The 14,587-nt window shown below is 50.6% G+C and carries 9 protein-coding genes; 1 reads left to right on the forward strand and 8 read right to left on the reverse strand.

Annotation, left to right across the window (positions count from 1 at the left end; all coding sequences use genetic code 11):
• Positions 1-17: 17 nt before the first annotated feature.
• Both ACFWUL_RS06655 and leuS read right to left on the reverse strand, forming a co-directional pair.
• Entirely contained in the window at positions 18-1,667 is a 1,650-nt protein-coding gene (locus tag ACFWUL_RS06655; protein ID WP_416176782.1) for a nucleoside kinase, read from the reverse strand.
• 263 nt (positions 1,668-1,930) lie between these two features.
• Positions 1,931-4,399, reverse strand: a complete 2,469-nt coding sequence (leuS, locus tag ACFWUL_RS06660; protein WP_416176783.1) for a leucine--tRNA ligase — start codon at positions 4,397-4,399, stop codon at positions 1,931-1,933.
• Positions 4,400-4,581: 182 nt separating this feature from the next.
• On the opposite strand from leuS, the gene ACFWUL_RS06665 reads away from it, so the two are divergent.
• Positions 4,582-4,752: a hypothetical protein gene (locus ACFWUL_RS06665; RefSeq protein WP_416176784.1), complete on the forward strand. Its 171-nt coding sequence runs from the start codon at positions 4,582-4,584 to the stop codon at positions 4,750-4,752.
• Positions 4,753-5,228: 476 nt separating this feature from the next.
• On the opposite strand, the gene ACFWUL_RS06670 is transcribed toward ACFWUL_RS06665, so the two are convergent.
• The 6 genes from ACFWUL_RS06670 to ACFWUL_RS06695 all read right to left on the reverse strand — a co-directional run bounded on the left by ACFWUL_RS06670 (position 5,229) and on the right by ACFWUL_RS06695 (position 14,084).
• A complete protein-coding gene (locus tag ACFWUL_RS06670) occupies positions 5,229-6,719 on the reverse strand; it encodes an IS1182 family transposase (RefSeq protein ID WP_416176785.1) in 1,491 nt (496 codons plus the stop codon).
• 425 nt (positions 6,720-7,144) lie between these two features.
• Positions 7,145-7,702: a gamma carbonic anhydrase family protein gene (locus ACFWUL_RS06675; protein ID WP_297022270.1), complete on the reverse strand. Its 558-nt coding sequence runs from the start codon at positions 7,700-7,702 to the stop codon at positions 7,145-7,147.
• 362 nt (positions 7,703-8,064) lie between these two features.
• Complete coding sequence (locus tag ACFWUL_RS06680; RefSeq protein WP_416176786.1) at positions 8,065-9,345, reverse strand: diaminopimelate decarboxylase family protein; 1,281 nt, start codon at positions 9,343-9,345, stop codon at positions 8,065-8,067.
• 957 nt (positions 9,346-10,302) lie between these two features.
• Positions 10,303-11,565 carry a group II intron reverse transcriptase/maturase gene (gene ltrA / locus ACFWUL_RS06685; RefSeq protein WP_416176787.1) on the reverse strand — a complete coding sequence of 421 codons (1,263 nt, stop codon included), beginning with the start codon at positions 11,563-11,565 and terminating at the stop codon, positions 10,303-10,305.
• 1,142 nt (positions 11,566-12,707) lie between these two features.
• Positions 12,708-13,574, reverse strand: a complete 867-nt coding sequence (locus ACFWUL_RS06690) for a transporter substrate-binding domain-containing protein (protein ID WP_416176788.1) — start codon at positions 13,572-13,574, stop codon at positions 12,708-12,710.
• A 342-nt stretch (positions 13,575-13,916) separates the two neighbouring features.
• The gene (locus ACFWUL_RS06695) at positions 13,917-14,084 is read right to left on the reverse strand and encodes a hypothetical protein (RefSeq protein WP_297041640.1); all 168 of its coding nucleotides are present in this window, start codon (positions 14,082-14,084) and stop codon (positions 13,917-13,919) included.
• Positions 14,085-14,587: the final 503 nt, after the last annotated feature.

Consider the following 14,587-nt stretch of genomic DNA (forward strand, 5'->3'; position numbering starts at 1 on the left):
CCTTGCGCCGCCTTTCATTATCTATTCAAAAAGGACTTCCCTATCCCCTTATATCCCACGAATTCCCGCAGCAGGGATTCTCCGGGGACGATGGAGGCGTCCAGTTCCCTGAATGGCCGGAGAAACCGGAGCATCCGCAGTGCTTCTCCGTAGGCGGGACTGTCAGGCGATATGCTCTCCAGAAGGGGACGGGCCAGTTTTTTCAGTACCGGGATTTCATAGAGAAGGGCCGTATTGAAGACCACATTGGCCCGGTTCTGGTACTGGAAAATATTCCGTTCTTCCCCTTTCCGCACGTTGTCCCAGGTGAGGAGGGTGTGTTCCGGTCCGTTTCCCCGGAACTGGAAATCCCGGACCAGCCGCCGGAGGAGCCGGCTGTCGGAGGTGGAAATCCGGTTATGGTCATTGATGGTGAGCTGGGTCAGGGCGGACAGATACACCCGAAGGCACTGGTATCCTGGCACGAAGTAGGTAAGCTTCGGGTTCAGGGCATGGAGTCCTTCCACCAGGATGGGCTGCCCCTTCCCCAGCTGTACTTCTTTCTCTTCCCATTCCTTCTTGCCAGTGATGAAATTGAAATGGGGCAGGTGCACTTTTCTCCCCTCCAGGAGGGCGGACACGGTATTTTCAAAGAGTGTAAGGTCCAGGGCCTCCAGGTTCTCCCAGTTTTCATTCCCCATTTCGTCCCGGTTCCGGAAATAATCGTCCAGGGACAGCATCACCGGCCGCACTCCATTCACCCAAAGATGGACAATGAGGCGCTTCATAAATGTGGTTTTTCCGGAAGACGATGGCCCTGCCATGCATACGAGGCGGATCGGCGGTTTCTGGCCGCAGATGGTGTCTGCCAGCTGGGCCATCTTCTTTTCCTGCAGCGCTTCTGCCGTAGCTACGATGTCATAGATCCTTCCATCATCGATGGACCGGTTCAGTTCCTCCAGGTTATGGCAGCCGATGAGTTCGCTCCAGTCCTGAGTTTCCAAAAATACCCGGGCATAAAGAGGATCATCTTCCTGGGGCGTGAGTTCTGTCTCCCCGGGGCCGGGAATCTGCAGTAGGAATCCGGGGGCATAGGAATGGAGGGCAAAGGCCCGGATAAATCCCATATCCGGAAGCATGGGGCCGAAATAGTAATCGATGAGGCTGCCGCACTGGTCTACATTGAGCTCGGAAACGTCAAGCTGGGAAAGGAGCTCCGCATCCTCCATGCGCCCTTTCATGCGGAGAAAGGCAATGGCCCGGTTTCTCCCCACCATGAGCTTCGTGATTTTCCGGTGTTCCGAAACAATGGATGCCATCCGTTTTTCCAGGGATGCCAGTTCTTTGGAAAGGGGGGTATGACCATCCTTGAATTCGCAGTAAATCGATTTTCCCAAAGAATGTTTGACTTTAATATCTGCCTTTTCCCCGTATACTTCTTTGACTGCACAGACGAGGAGCATAATGGCGGTTCTCCGATAGGCCTGGTATGCCTGCTTCGAGGAGAGGGGAATCCATTTGACATCACAGTCTTTAGTGAAGGGTGTCTGGAAATCCAGGATTTCTCCGCCGCAGTCGGCCAGTACCGCTTCTTCCCTGTCCCGGCTGCCCCGGACGATATTCCACAAATTCTGGGGAGAAGCGCCGTCAAACAAATCAAAGCTTCTTCCTTCACAGGTTATATGCATAGGATTGCCTCCTTACAGGTTCAAATTGAACTGGGTTGATTAGCACCCCAAATGGAGTGAAAGGAGCTAAAAGTTGTGGGCCTTCCGACGCTGCGGCGGCTTATGAACCTCATGCCCCCGCTTTGCCTTGGCAAAGCCACAACCCTTATGCCCCATCCATTTGAATAGCCCACCAGCCAACTCCCATTGATCTATATTTCCTATTCTAGCACACCGGAAAGGAGGCAAACAAAAAGAGCCCGGAGGCTCTTTTTGTTTGTTCTTTATTTCACTACGATATTGACGATTCTCTTGGGAACTACGATGACCTTTACGATGGTCTTTCCATCGGTGAATTTCTTCACTTCCGGCAGTTCCTTCGCCTTTTCGCCGATTTCTTCGCGGCTCATGGATACGGGAACTGTAACGGTGCCGCGGACCTTGCCGTTCACCTGTACACCCAGTTCCACGGTGTCTACAACGAGGGCAGAAGCATCGCAGGCCGGCCAGGACGCTTCGTGAACGCTCTTTTCCGATTCACCGAGGCCCTGCCACAGTTCTTCGGTAATGTGGGGAACGAAGGGCGCCAGCACGAGGAGGAGGTTTCTCAGCAGTTCATGGGACAGGCTCTTTTCAATGACATCATGGCTTTCTACGAAGCGGTACATGTCATTCACCAGTTCCATGATGGAGGAAATGGCGGTATTGAAGGCAAACTTGCCGTCCAGGTCTTCCGTCACTTTCCGGATGGTCTGGTGAAGCCGTCTTCTCAGGGCAAATTCATCAGGAGAGAGTTTTCCTTTTTCTTCCTTCTTGAAGTCCTGGTACTTTCCTACAATCGCCCAGACTCTCTTCAGGAAGCGGTAGGATCCTTCCACGCCCTGGTCGGACCATTCCAGGTCCTTTTCCGGAGGCGCTGCGAAGAGGATGAAGAGGCGGGCCGTATCGGCGCCGTACTTTCCGACAATTTCTTCCGGGGAAACGACGTTGCCCACGGACTTACTCATCTTGCCGCCATCCTTCAGCACCATACCCTGGCAGAGCAGGTTTGTGAAGGGTTCCGGATAATCCACCATGCCCGCATCCTGGAGGACTTTCATGAAGAACCGGGAATAGAGGAGGTGGAGGATGGCATGTTCAATGCCGCCAATGTACTGGTCCACAGGCATCCAGTAGTTGGCTTTCTTCTTGTCGAAGGGTTCATTTTCGTTGTGGGGATCGCAGTACCGGAGGAAGTACCAGGAAGAATCGATGAAGGTATCCATAGTATCGGTTTCCCGGGTAGCATCTGCGCCGCACTGGGGGCACTTCACGTGGAGGAAGGTCTCACTGGTTTCCAGAGGGGACGTAGCGCCGGCTACGAAATTGACATCTGTCGGCAGTTTGACGGGCAGGTCCTTTTCCGGTACCAGCACATTGCCGCAATGGGGACAGTGGATAATCGGAATGGGGCAGCCCCAGTAGCGCTGGCGGGAAATCAGCCAATCCCGGAGACGGTAATTGACTTTGCCCTTGCCGATACCCATGTCTTCAAATTTCTTTGTAATGGCTTCCCTGCCCTCTTTGGAGGTGAGGCCGTCGAATTCGCCGGAGTTCACCAGGTAACCGTCGGCATCATAGGCCTTGTCCATATCTTCCAGGACCAGGGTCTTTGCTTTGTTCTGGACAACCAGTTTCATGGGAAGGTGGTATTTCTTTGCGAAATCCCAGTCGCGCTGGTCGTGGGTCGGAACGGCCATGACGGCGCCGGTGCCGTATTCATAGAGGACATAGTTCGCAATCCAGATGGGCACCCGTTCCCCTGTAAGCGGATGGATAGCATAGCTGCCGGTGAACATGCCCAGTTTCGGTGCATCTTCTGCGGTGCGGACAATATCGTTCTGGTTTCTCATTTCCGTAATGAAGGCTTCCAGCTTATCCTTTTCCGGGTTATTGGCAATCAGCTTTTCCACCAGCGGATGTTCCGGAGCCAGTACCATGTAAGTGACACCGTAAACCGTATCAACACGGGTGGTATATACGGGGATGGTATCATCCATGCCTTCTACCTTGAAGGAGAACTGGGTGCCCGTGGAACGGCCGATCCAGTTCCGCTGCATGGTCTTTACCCTTTCCGGCCAGCCCGGCATATGGTCCAGGTCTGCCAGGAGACGGTCAGCGTAGTCCGTAATCTTCAGGAACCACTGGGACAGGTCTTTCTTCACCACCGGGTTCTTGCAGCGCCAGCAACGGCCTTCTTCTACCTGTTCATTGGCCAGTACGGTGTGGCAGGTATTGCACCAGTTCACCTTGGCTTCCTTTTTATAAGCGAGTCCTCTCTTATAGAAAAGTTCGAAGAGTTTCTGGGTGTGTTTGTAATAATCTTCCCGGCAGGTCAGGACCTTCCTGTCCCAGTCATAGGACAGGCCCAGTTCCTTCTGCTGGCGGGTCATATTATCGATATTGGAATAGGTCCAGTCAGCCGGCGGTGTACCGTGTTTAATGGCTGCGTTTTCTGCAGGCATGCCGAAGGCATCAAAGCCCATGGGATGGATCACGTTAAAGCCCTGCATCTTCTTGAACCGGGCCACCACATCGCCGATGGAATAGTTTCTTACATGGCCCATGTGAAGGTTCCCGGAGGGGTATGGGAACATTTCCAGGACGTAATATTTCTTCTTATTCGGATCATAATGAGTCTCAAATGCCTTAGTATCCTCCCAGATCTTCTGCCATTTCTTTTCAATCTGCTGAGGAACATACTTTTCTCGCATAGCGTCACCTTCCATAAATCATGATTTCTGCCATTATCTTATTTATATAATAGTTGTTCTTTATTATATAGCCCCTTGAGGGGAATAGTCAAATACTGTATAGGGTTCAGGGCCTTTGGCCCGGGGAAGCTGAAAGGGGGCTGAGAGGAAGGTGAGAAAAAATCAGGAATGAGGAATTAGGAATGAAGAATGAATGTGGCGGCGCAGGTGAGATCGAGGTCGAGACCGAGATCGAGGTGGAAAGCGGCTTCGCCGCGGATTGGGTCCTAACGACTCTGTCCCTAAAACGTGAAATTGACTCAGCACAAGGCTCTCTTCCCAGAAGAGAGCTGCCAACGGCTGAGAGATGGTGATGGGATTGTGCACAAACACGTTTCTGCATGAAATGTGTATAAACCCATCAGAATCCCTCTGTCACTGCGTGACATCCCCCTTTGAAAAAGGGGGACTACTCATCAGCCTGCAGCGCCACCCATCAGCTAACCTCCGTCGCCTACGGCGCCACCGCCGGGCCCTGAAAGGAAGGTGCCTTAGTGTGCAGTAAAGGCACCAACTTGGGCCCGGCTCGAGGGTCCTATGCAGGACACCTCGCCTTCCCGAGGAAGGAGGCTATCCATTCGCGGCTCCGCCGCAGATGGGTCCCTGAAGACTCTGCACCAATAACGTGAAATTGCCTCTGCACGAGGCCCCTTCCCTGGGAGAGGCCGCTGAAGAACCCCCCTCAAAAATAATTTGGGAACCAACTGATTAGCAATGTGACAACATTTTCGGACAAGTGTTACCCCAAAATATGGGATAAAAAAAGAAAAAAGGGGATTCCCCCCTTTTTTCACTTTTCTTTTTGGGCTATGAGAGTCATTATTCTTTTCATATTCGCTACAAACATGGCTGTAGCTCCTTGCAACGACATGGCAATAAGACGGGTGGATTCCGCTTTGTTCAATCCATACCGGTATTTAAGTTCACTATTTTTTGCTTCAATCTTGTACCGATGGTTCATCAGTTCTTTAAACTCATCTGACTCTTGGAATGCTTGTTGTTTTTGATTCAGCTCGGAAGGAATCACAACGGTATACACACGAGATTTCGTTCCGGGTTTATGGCATTTCCCATCGAGTGGACATCCAACGCATCCTGAAGCATCGAAACGGTAGGAACGTCTGCGGCTATCGTTATTTTTGGAAGCACTTTCTGTCCCTTTTTCAGACATTCGGCCACGAGGGCAGATAAACCGCCTTGCGTCCTTGTTGTACGTGAATCCATCACGCTCCTGATTCAACATAGCTGCAGAGATAACCGGATTTAATTTGCCAACCAGTTTGATGCCTTCCGCATCTGTAAACTCAAGGTTTTGCTTGCTTGCGTAAGCCATATCCCCAATAACAGAGTGTATGCTCAACCCGTTATTTTGGGCTTTTTTAACGAGTAACGGCAGTTGCCCACCGTCATTAATATGACCTGCGGTAAAAACCGCTGCAATAATGATTCTATTAAGGGTTAAGAGGTAATGATCTTTATATCCATAAAACGGGTTATATGCGGATTTGTATCCAATGCTGGCATCGGGATCCATCGGCGTTAAATATGTATGTTCTTCAGTTTCAGGCTGCTCAGCTTCAGCCAGAACTTCCGCCAGTAAATTCAGGTTTTCATGCACTTTAGCCTGGAATTTTAAAGACTCATCATTTTTGATTATGTCAATCAACTGGTAACAATACTGAATCAGTGCATCCAGCCCTTTTTTATCTGCCTTAGCCGGAAAGCGCTTTTTCCACTTTTCTGCATCCCCACTGTTGTAAACGCTTCGACGAACATTTCTGGCAAGCTCGGCAATGATCATTTCCGGAGTTTTCTGATTGTGTCTGGCGCCGATGTGCATGGAGTCGATAATAGTGTCAACTTCATCCTTTATAATGCCATTGGCTTTAGCGATATTGACAGACTCATTTAGAAGCAGGTCCAGGATATTGACATCCTTTAAGCGCTGCGTCCTAAACTTGGAGAGTGTGGATGGATGAATTACTTCGTCTTCCGGGCGATAGCCAAGAAACATTTTGAAGGACATGTCATACTTGCTTCTTTCAACAACATCGACATCAGAGAGGTGATACATGGCTTTCAGGATCAGATATTTGAAAAGAAGCACAGGAGAAATAGCTCCGGCGCCATTGTCAGGGCAGTACTTATCTTTAAGCTCATCATAAATTTTTGAAAAGTCACAAAGCTCCAGCATCTGGCGAAGGGGATGATCCTTTGGAACAACTACATAATAAATCCCTTCAAAGAGAGAAAGCTGCGTCTGGGTGTATTGGTATAACATAAGCATTACCTCTGATGAATCTAATTGATAATTTACATACTTACATTATACCATAATATGATGAATTATTCGATAAATACTGAGTATTTTCGTTCTCATTTACTGGCGGTTATTGGCTCTGCTGCAGGTAGAGAGCTCTCTGAGAAAAATAAGAGCGAATATCCATTTGGACTTTTTCAGTGGCCTCTCCCTGGGAAGGGGCTCCCCAACGGGGTGGGGTTAGCTGATGGAAACGGATAGGTTTGGCCCGCAGGGCCTAACCACCTAGACCTGGATCTAGATCTAGACCAACAGGGGCCTCCGGCCCCATTTCCCTCCATTTCGTCCGCACCACGCTCCGCCACCGTCACTCCGATTTTCAATCGGTAAACCAAAAAGGCACCCTGCCAAAAGCGGGATGCCTTTCTATGCATGATGTGCTTCAATTACACAATCTTTTCTCCATGGTACAGTTCACCGTCAATATCCGGTTTCACGCCGTAGCCGATGGACCATTCGCATTTATACTTAATCGCCTGGGCATGGATATTCTTCATGGCATCAATGGTCTTTACCACTTTGGCCGGAACGCCCATGACGAGGGAGTTCGGCGGAATGACGGTATTCTTTGTCACCAGGGCGCCGGCAGCGATGATGGAGCCTCTGCCGATTTTCGCACCGTCAAGGATGGTGGCGTGCATGCCGACCAGTACATGGTCTTCAATCTGGCAGGCATGGATAACAGCGCTGTGGCCGATGGTTACATAATCACCGATAATGCAGGGATTATCATCTGCCACATGGAGGCAGCAGAGGTCCTGCACATTGGAACATTCGCCGATAGAAATATAGTTTACATCACCCCGGGCAACAACGCCTGGCCAGATGCTGGCATACTTGCCGACCCGGACATCGCCGGAGAGGAATGTATGGGGAGCTACGAAAGCATTCTCATCAATCTGCGGCAGCTTGCCGTTGAATGCATTGGTGGATAAAGTATACATAACGATACCTCCTATAAATTTTTGCCAAATACATTTCGATATTTCGATGTATCCATTATACACCACCCTGTCCAGTTTTGCTATGATGTTTTTGGATTTTAATAGGTAATTATCACTTTTCTGCATAAGTTGTGTGCTCATCGGCCTGCCCCATGCGTTTGAATGGGGCTAAAGGTTGTGAGTGAACACCGCTTCGCTCGTTCACCGGGTGGTGGCTTTGCCAAGGCAAAGCCACCACCCGGTCGGGCCAGCGCAGCGGCGGAAGGCCCACAACCCTTATGTACCCTCCACCCATCTGGACCGCACACCCATCGGCATGCAAAAAAGCTGTGAAAGGGCATATCCTTTCACAGCTTCATTCATTATTTTACAACTTTCGCCGTATTTTCTTTCAGGTTCGGGAAATCGAGGGTAGCGAAGAGATCGAAGAGGGTTTCATTTCTCCGGATCTGCTGGATGCTGCCGTCCGCATGAACCATGATTTCCTGGTGCCGGAGGCGGCCATTGTAGTTATAGCCCATGCTGTGGCCGTGGGCGCCGGTGTCATGGATGACGATGAGGTCGCCGGTCCTGATTTCCGGCAGGGGCCGCTGGATGGCAAACTTATCGCAGTTTTCGCAGAGGGAGCCTACCACGTCGTATACATGGTCCTTCGGCGCATCGGCTTTACCAAGGACAGTGATGTGATGGTAAGCGCCATAGATGCCGGGGCGCATGAGGTCGGCCATGCAGGCATCGACACCGATATAATCCCTGTAAATGTGTTTGTAATGGATGGCCTTTGTAACGAGGAAACCGTAGGGTCCTGTGATGGCACGGCCGCATTCGAAGCAGATGCTGGTATGGTCGAAACCTTTGCCTGCCATCTTTTCGTCGAACAGCTTCTTTGCCCCCTCACCGAGGCCTTCAATATCTACGGGGTCCTGTTCCGGACGGTAAGGGATGCCGATGCCGCCGCCAAAGTCGATGAAGTCCACGGTGACGCCTTTCTTTTCGCGGATATCATTGGCCAGGTCAAACATCATATCAATGGTGCCAAGGAGGCCCGGCAGTTCCAGTTCAGCAGAAATCACCATGGTGTGGATGCCGATGTAGCCGATGCCTTTTTTCTTAGCCCAGTCTACGCAGGTCATGAGCTGGTCATAGGTCATGCCGTATTTCGCTTCTTCCGGCTTGCCGATAATGGCATTGCCCCTTGCCAGTTCGGGACCCGGGTTGTAACGGAAGCAGATTCTTTCCGGAACGATGTGGAGCCGTTCCAGGTCGTCCAGGTTGGACACGTCATCGAGATTAATAATGGCCCCCAGTTCATGGGCTTTGATAAATTCTTCATCCGGCGTATCGTTGGAAGAAAATACGATTTCTTCCCCTTTGATACCTACGGTTTCGGAAAGAACCAGTTCTGCCATGGAACTGCAGTCGGAGCCTACATTGAGGGTTTTCAGGCTCTTCATGATCCAGGGATTCGGTGTAGCTTTCACAGCAAAGTATTCATGGAAATTGGGATTCCAGGAAAAGGCTTTCTGCAGCCGCTTTACATTTTCAAGGATACCCTTTTCATCGTAAATATGAAAAGGTGTGCCATATTTAGCAGCTATATCACGGATTAATTCATCAGAAAATGGAATGGTCTTTTTATTCATATAAGGGGACCTTCTTTCTCTACTATACTTCTAAATCATCGAGAGTTAGTTTATTATAACATAGCCGCATAGTCTTTACTACTAAAAATCTCTATATTTTAATCGGAACAGATGAGACGGAGACCGAGGGGAATGGGACCGGAGGTCCTGAGGTCTAGATCTAGGTCTAGATGGTTGGGCCCTGCGGGCCGATTCCATCAGTTTCCATCAGCTAACCCCACCCCGTTGGGGTGGCAAGCGAACGGTGTTCGCAGGGAGCCGAAGGCGACTGAGAATACCGTGAGACGCTTCCCACCGGGCGCCCCTGCCCGACTTCGCTGGGAAAGTGTCTCACTGATTTTTCGCTCGCTTGCGCTCACTACAAAATCAGTTCGCTTACTTCCCCGAGGAAGGGGCCTCGGGCAGAGGCAATTTCACGTTCTTGGGGACAGAGTCTTCAGGGACCCATCTGCGGCGGAGCCGCGAATGGATAGCCTCCTTCCTCGGGAAGGCGAGGTGTCCTGCATAGGACCCTCGAGCCGGGCCCAAGTTGGTGCCTTTACTGCACACTAAGGCACCTTCCTTTCAGGGCCCGGCGGTGGCGCCGTAGGCGACGGAGGTTAGCCGATGGGTGAGCCGCAGGCTGATTCTTAGCTGCGCCAGCAGCTATTGGGTAGTCCCCCTTTCCCAAAGGGGGATGTCTGCGCAGCAGACAGAGGGATTCTGATGGTTTTTCTCACTTTCGATTTAAATGGCCTGTACGGCAGAACCCATCACCATCTCTCAGCCGTTGGCAGCTCTCTTCTGGGAAGAGAGCCTGCTGTAGAGTCAATCGCCTGTTTCATGGACAGAGTCGTCAGGATTCCATCTGCGGCGGAGCCGCTTATCGCGTCGAGTAGACGGAATCAGATTTCTCTGTCCGCCCCTCACGGAACCGTACGTGCGGTTTTCCCGCATACGGCTCTTCAAATAGTCTTTTCAATTCCATATCTGCACCATGATTCTTGGAGGGGATACATGTTCCGCCCATATTTCGCGAAACTTTTCCCATCCTAAGCTCTTACGTTGGCTTCTCTTATTCAGATATTTATGTGTCATGTACTTGGTAAACCGTACAAAGCCGGATATTCCTTCATAGTTTCCATTAACACCGTAATAACTGTAGTGCCCTCTGAGCTTTGCATTGAGATGGTCCACCATTTCGTGTACTGGCATATGCATATTTGCTTTCAGCCATTCCTTGACATTCTTCTTCTTTGTTTTCAGTTTCTTCTTGCTAGAGCGCACGCCAAGTCGGTATGTTCCGGTCCGAGTCCGAGTGTCATAGAACGTGAAGCCAAGAAAGTCAAATTCCTTGCCTCCCTCGCTATTTCTCCCAATGGGCAGTATCCGTGTCTTGTCTTTAGCAAGCTCAAGGCTATATCTGTCCAGTCTCTTTCCCAACACATCATAGACCTTTCGTGCATCCTCTTCGTATTCGAAGAGAACGAGAAAATCATCTGCATATCTGACATAGTACATTTCACCTTTCATACGAGGCTTTACAGTCTCCATCATCCAGGTATCCAGCACGTAGTGCAGATATACGTTGGCCAGTATGGGCGATATAAGCCCGCCCTGCGGCGTTCCTTTATCGCTCTCATAATATTTGCCTTCTTCCATAATCCCGCTTTTAAGAAATCTGACGGTGTACCGCAGAAAATTCTTGTCGGCTATGTCTCGGCTCAGGAATTCCATGAGCTGCTTTTGGTCCACGTTGTCAAAGAATCCTTTGATGTCTGCTTCCAATACCCAGTTCACGTTTCCTCGCATAATGGCCCGGTCAATCACACGGATTACGTCATGAGCACTCCGTTTCGGTCTGAATCCAAAGGAACAGTCCAGAAATCTTGGCTCGTAAACGGCTTCCAGTAAGTAAGCCATGACATACTGTACCAGCCTGTCTTCATAAGCCGGTATTCCCAATGGACGGCGTTTGCCATTTCCTTTTGGTATATATACCCTCTTTACTGGTTTGGGCCTGTACTGGAATTTCTTCATGGATTCCACCAGTTTACTGATGTTTTCCGTGACATTCCTGTCATAATCTTCCCTACTGACTCCATCAACTCCTGTAGCCTTGCCTTTTCTCTGTTTGAGATGGGCCGCATACAGTGTTTCTGCATTGACTCGATGCATCAGCCCTTCCACTCTTTCGTGGCCTGCTGATAGGAATCTAATCTCTTGTACATGTTTTGGCATTCTTTTGCAACCTCTTGTGTCTGAATGTTCTGCACAATAAGCACAACTATTTGCTGTTCCCTTCGCTCCATCCGCTTTCACAGACTTCCTTACTACTATGGAACAGTCCGACTCCTGCCGAAGTATTTGGGTCTCTCCTCTTCGTAGGATTCAATTCCCATACCTTGCGGACCTCGGCAGGTCTCCCAGGTACATACATAGTATCTTGCACACTCGCCATGCCCTTGGACCCCGGTGGCACCTGCATGTTTCTCGCTTAACGAACCATGCATTACAGTCTGCGTCCATCGAGAGAGAATCGACTGCCACTCATCATCGTTACGGGGCTGAATAAGCTTCACACTCACGGAGTCACCGCTTTGCATTACGGCTCTTGTGCTCCCCTGTCTACGCTTAGACTGCAACCTCACGATTGCAATCCCAAGACTAGGTACCAGCTGCCTGCTAAGCTTTGCTGGGTCATGGACTTGCACCACGGCTATACTATGTACGCCGAACTGGCGCACCTCGATCTCGATCTCGACCTCGATCTCACCTGTGCCGCCACCACCCCCTCAGTCACCTCAGCCACCTTTCATCCCCCCGCCGCAGGCCATTGCCCTTTCCTCTGCCCCTCTATGACGTTGTAACACCGTCATTGTCATTCACCAGAGAGATCTCTCGACTCATCGCAGCTGTAGCGATTTTTACAGACAACATCACTAAGCATGATGCCACCGCTCGAGATGACGATAAACGTATGGATTCAACCGGATGATAGCGGTTTTACGGAGGGAAAATCAAAAGGCGGCGCTGTATAAATTGTGCGCCGCCACCTTCCCCTCGGGCGAAGCCCGTTCCCCCTGAGCCACATTGCCCGCAGGGCATTACCCCTTAGCCACTTCTCACCATTCATGACTTACACTCAGCCATCAGAACGGCCTTAGAACCCTTTACCATCTCTCAGCCGTTGGCAGCTCTCTTCTGGGAAGAGAGCCTGCTGTAGAGTCAATTGCTCGTTTCAGGAACAGAGTCGTCAGGATTCCATCTGCGCCGCCAGCCGCTTTCCACGTCGATTTCGGCCTCGACCTCGATCTCATCTGCATCGCCGATTTTGCATAGAAAAAGCGGCGTCCGAAGACTCCGCTTTCTCTCCGTCTCTCTTATTTATTATCCGCATTGGATACGGCTTTCTTGCTGTATTCGTCGGTCCATTTCTGGAAATTGCCGTTGTCCGTATTTTCTTTGATCACTTCGTTGATCACAGCCAGCACATCTTCATTGCCCTTCTGCACGGCGGCGGCTGAATTCTTTACGGCATTCGGGAATTTCACATCAGAGAACATGAGGTCATCGTTGAAAACGAGGTACTGCTGTCCTACTATGCCTTCCACCACAAGGCCGTCCACTTTGCCCTGTTTCAGTTCCAGCACCACTTCCGGTACATGGGCGAGGCCTACGATTTTGGCATCTTTGATTTTTTCCTTGGCCAGGGCTTCCTGGGTGGTGGACTTCTGTACGCCGATAGTCTTGCCGTAGAGATCCTCGATGGTCTTATACTTATCGGCATCGGCCTTACGGATAATGACCTTCTGTTCTGTGGGCAGGTAATCCGCGGAGAAATCCATAGACTTCTTCCGCTCGTCCGTAGGATTGATGCCGGCAATGGCCACATCCACCTTGCCGCCGGTGAGAGAAGACAGGAGGGCCTGGAAATTCATATCCTGCACTTCCAGTTTTACGCCCAGTTTATCTGCCACCTTCTGGGCCAGTTCCATATCAATGCCGATGACCTTCTTTTCACCGGAAGAGGTATCTACGAATTCATAGGGGGGATAGCCGGAAGCGGTCCCCACCACCAGTTTTCCGCTCTTCTTGATCTTCTGCATCAGGGGGCTTTCCTTCTGGGTCTGCTGGGAAGAAGATTGGGAAGAAGAAGATCCACCGCAGCCGGCCAGTCCGATGGCAGCTGCCGCACAAAGGCCAAGGGCCAGGATTTTCAGTACTTTCTTATTTTTCATCATGTTCATGCACCTCTCCATATGGTTGAAATCGTTTTCTGTATTAACTTGGATAGATAATAGCATATTTATACAGTTATGTCAATAAATATTCATGAATTTTATTGAGCTTTAGGTGAGGTTGGCGAGCAGTCCAAACGGGGTGAATGGGGCTAAAGGTGGTGGGTTGGCATCGCTGCGCTCGCCAACCGGGTTGTAGCTTCAACGTCGCTACGCTCGTTGAAGCGGGGGCCGTTGGTTGGACAGCGGCTTTGCCGCTATTGATTAGCCTCCTTCCATCGAGTAGGAGGCGGGCTTCGGCCCGCCGACCTCTCACACCACCGTACGTACCGTTCGGTATACGGCGGTTCTTTAGTTTTCGCATTCCTGCTTATGCAAGTCTGCGATGATGTTGTTGTTTTCAGCAATCCTCACATGGATGGGCACTCCGGCATATCCTTGCTGTTCCGCAGCTGCTTTCTGCCAGTAGTCTTCTTTCTGAAGTTGTCTGCCTTTAAGCCCATGGTTGGTTACTTTCATTGACTAACATCTCCTAAAGTTCGGCCCTTCCCAGATGCCTATGAGCCATCTGGTACTATGGCCTCTGCTGACTTCTCACGGCAAATCTTATTTCAACCACAGCACAGCCCAGTAAATACAGCCTTATTCTGCTGTGTCCGTGAGATCTCCCCAGGTAAGAACGCACTCTTTCTCTCCATATATCCGCCACATGTACTCTGCAGGATTCCGTACAGCTATGGGACTTCAGTTTGTCATGCAACCTTATCCATCCTGCCGTAGCCTTATGTGGTTCTTGTACATCGGACCGGAGATTTGCCTGCACCTTCCTTCAGATTCCACCTCACGATGGACACCCTTGGTGTTCGGCTATGACCTTCCCGCTGTCGGGCGGTCTAGGGACTTTCACCCTTAAGAGTGCGCCCATGCTGGGCACAATCGGAAGGCGAAGGTCCTGCAGAGGACCTTCGAGCCGGGCCCACATTGGCGCCTTTACTGCACACTAAGGCGCCTTCCTCTTGAGG

The sequence above is a fragment of the Dialister sp. genome (genome assembly GCF_047832375.1).
GTDB lineage: Bacteria > Bacillota > Negativicutes > Veillonellales > Dialisteraceae > Dialister.